Raw genomic sequence first — 3,219 nt, forward strand, 5'->3', positions numbered from 1 at the left:
CGTCCTCGGCGACCGCGTCCTCGGCGACCGCGTCCTCGGCGACCGCGTCCTCGGCGACCGCGTCCTCGGCGACCGCGAAGTCTAGAGGTGCTGCCCTGTCCTGGGAACCCTGTTCGGGGGCTGATGATGTGACGGCTGGCCCCAGTTGCATCGTTCTCGGCCGGCTGTGTCTTCGCTCGTCCTCCTGGCCGTGCTTAGCTGGTCGTCGCCAGGGTCCGGTTTGGGTCCGGCCTTGGCTACGTGGCGCACCGCTACCCGGTGCTCGCGATGCCGCTGGTGGTCGCGACCGGCGGTGTGGCTGTTCTGGTGGCCTGTGCCGGCTGGTCCCTAACCCGGTGACGTCGGCCGGTCGCGCGGCCCAGCGAGGACGTGCGCTGGTCTCTCCGGGAGGACGTCCTGGGCCCCGCACGGCCCGGGGCTGGGGTTCGCCGACGCCATCGAGATGGTGCCGGCGAACCGTTCGGCTTCCGGGTGTTCGTGGTTACGAGCGTGCGATCTTCTCCTGGACGGTGAAGACGAAGCCGGTGGTGACGACGAACGTGCTGGCGCTCCAGCCGACGCTGAGGAGTTGCGTCGCGTCGAGGGTGTGGACGATGAGGTAGGTGATGAGCGACGCGATGACGCCGGTCATGACGGCGAGCGCGAGCTTCAGGTACTTGATCTTCGTGGTGGCTCGCTCCAGGTCCTGGGTGAGTTCCTGGTTCCGGGTCCGGAGCTGGGCTGGGGTGGTCATGTTCGGTGAAGTCCTCGGGGGACGGGGTCGCAGCGCCTGGTGGTACGAAGGGGGGTGCCGTCGAGCGGCGGTGGTTCCGGCTGCGCGGTTGTTGTTACGTACGACGCAGGCCGGGCCCGTCGCGTGAGCGACGGGCCCGGCTCCCCCGAGGTGCTGGCCGTGGTGAGGCGTTTACCGCGGCCGGTGGTGCTGACGGATTGTTCAGTGGTTCATGTGCTGGTTTGGATCACTTGTTGCTGTTGGTTCGGATCGGGAGATCGCCCAAACGTTCCCCCGCTACTCCGTCGCCACGTTCGGGCGCCCGAGTCGGTGAGTGCGCAGCTGTGCGGCGGTGGCGTTCCGGGCGGGAGACCGGTCCCACGCCGGTGAACCGGTGAGCAGGTTGTCGATGAGCCGGTACGCACGGATCCAGAGCACTGACAGCAGGGTCAGCACTGCGGCGAAAGCGTTGGTGTGACGGTCGGACACAATGTTTCCTTCGGGTCGATGGGCGGGCGGATGGGAGAAGGCCCGCCTTGCGGGCTAGCCCTCCCCTCCGGTCCGCGGGGTGGGGATACCGAAATTGGAGGAGTTCCGGTACCCCGTGCCGCGGGCCAGAGGGAGGAGCTAGTCCTCCGCGGCGAGCCGGCGCATCACGGCCGGTTCCCGGAGCCTCCGGTTGGCTGCCCTGATCATCTGGCGCACCGCGCTGTCACTCGCGGCACCGACCAGCTCGGCGATGCTGCGGGAGTCGAGCCCGTAGTAGTGCTTGAGGATGTAGACCTTGTGCTGCTGCGGCGTCAGTTCCTCGCGCAGGACCGACTGGACCCTCATGAGGTTCACGTCGCGGTCGAAGTCGATCACGATGCCGCTCTCGCTGAACTCGTCCAGGTCTCCGCCGGCGAACGCTTCGGCATGCCGGCCGAGCTGGCGGAGCATGTCGGTCGCCGCGCTTCCGCAGACGGTCGCCATGTAGGCGTCCAGCTTCTCGACCGGGGGTCCGGACTGCAGGCGCTTGAACATGCGCAGGAGTGCCTCCTGCCACACATCGTCAGCGTGTCCACGCGCGATGCGCTTCTCGATCACACGCTTGAAGTGCTTCTCGTGGCTCTTCAGGTGCTGAATCTGCTCTTCGACTGATCGGTCCCCGTTGGGACCGCCGGACGACTGCGTCATCGGGCCGTGCTCCGATCATGAATAGCTGCTGCCCCAGCCGATCCGGGGAGCCCGTCGGCTCCCAGGGCCTCATCGCCTGGCTTCCACAAGCCAGGACGCTCGGCACCCGTCAAACGTGAGGCAGCACCACCAAGCTCTTAGGCGCGGACGCCCCGATGATCTCTCCCGGACTCCGCCGGGCCTCACCCCGGCCGCTGCGGCCCTGCCCCTGCTGCCCGCGCACGCACCGGCCGTCGACGCGTTTGTTGCCTCCGGCTACGACGACAGCGACGCGATCGATCTGGCGGAGCTCCGTCGCCGGCGCCGGTGACCGGACGTCTTTCTGAATTTGTCCGGTGAATTTTTATCTGGGGTCATAGGTGGTGCAGCAATGGCCCAAATGCTAACAGTTCATTCACGCGATACAGAATGACCCCTTGCATCGTGGAAAAAAGCGTTCGCCGTTGCAGAGATTGACGCCAATTAGACCCACGCAAAATGGACATGACGGGCCATCAGTGTTATAATTGAACTAGAGCCACGAAGAGTACCGCGAGTCTCAGGAGGTGGTTTAAATAACAGAATAGAGGTGAAAAAATGATTACAGCAACGCTTATTACATTGCAGGCTATCGAGATTGCAGTAGTCGTCTACTTCCATTCAAGAAGGAAGTGACACCGTAGCGGCAAGGGGTGCGTCTTTGAGGCTGCACCCCTTGCCGCTATTACAGGGCCGGTGGTGGTGGTCGGTTCGTGTTTCTACCCGTGCATCAGAAAGCGGTCCAGGCGGTGACCGGTGGTGGCCCAGAATCCCAATCACTACACAGCCTCTCGAAGTGATGCACCAAGAATGGAGCATGGTTCGGGGGTGTGGCCCGGTTCCGCCAAAGGTACATGCTGCATCAGTGATGCACCGGGGCTGCGGGATGGTTCCAGAGCTCATCCCGCAGCCCTTTCTGAAGCAGCGTCACCCGGTGCGGCCGGCCCTCCGGCCCCCGTGGTCCTGGTCCCGCCCGTGCGCCCTCCCGGCGGGCCCCGTCACCCTGCCCCGGGCCGTCGGGGTGTAGGGCCAGAATTCCTAGCCCTACACAGGCCCGCGCCTGATGCGCCGACAGCCCCCAGCCTGTAGCCAGCCCGGCGCAGCCGGAGGGCGGGAGCGCAGCGGACGCCCGGTCCCGGAGCGAAGCGGAGAGGCCTCACCGATTACCGCGCAGCGGTAATCAAGAATTCCCGCCTGCGGGAATTCCATAAACCGCGCAGCGGTTTATCAAAAGGCGCGCAGCGCCTTTCCGAATTCGCGCAGCGAATTCCGTCACTGCCCAGCGCGCAGCGCTGGGATACCCGCTCCGCGGG

At 65.5% G+C, this 3,219-nt stretch carries 3 protein-coding genes; all 3 read right to left on the reverse strand.

The features are described from left to right. Window positions 1-481: 481 nt before the first annotated feature. The 3 genes from Q0994_RS33725 to Q0994_RS33735 all read right to left on the reverse strand — a co-directional run bounded on the left by Q0994_RS33725 (window position 482) and on the right by Q0994_RS33735 (window position 1,888). Window positions 482-733, reverse strand: coding sequence for a hypothetical protein (locus Q0994_RS33725; RefSeq protein ID WP_299542516.1), 252 nt, complete (start codon window positions 731-733; stop codon window positions 482-484). A gap of 276 nt (window positions 734-1,009) precedes the next feature. Then, window positions 1,010-1,201: a hypothetical protein gene (locus tag Q0994_RS33730; protein WP_299542518.1), complete on the reverse strand. Its 192-nt coding sequence runs from the start codon at window positions 1,199-1,201 to the stop codon at window positions 1,010-1,012. A gap of 138 nt (window positions 1,202-1,339) precedes the next feature. Beyond that, a complete protein-coding gene (locus Q0994_RS33735; protein WP_299542520.1) occupies window positions 1,340-1,888 on the reverse strand; it encodes a sigma-70 family RNA polymerase sigma factor in 549 nt (182 codons plus the stop codon). Window positions 1,889-3,219: the final 1,331 nt, after the last annotated feature.

This window comes from uncultured Streptomyces sp., from assembly GCF_947488945.1.
Taxonomy (GTDB): domain Bacteria; phylum Actinomycetota; class Actinomycetes; order Streptomycetales; family Streptomycetaceae; genus Streptomyces.

Bases quoted from the DNA above. Each gene is read 5' to 3' on its own strand.
- Q0994_RS33725 (WP_299542516.1), bottom strand. From the start codon at position 733: ATGACCACCCCAGCCCAGCTCCGGACCCGGAACCAGGAACTCACCCAG.
- Q0994_RS33735 (WP_299542520.1), bottom strand. From the start codon at position 1,888: ATGACGCAGTCGTCCGGCGGTCCCAACGGGGACCGATCAGTCGAAGAG.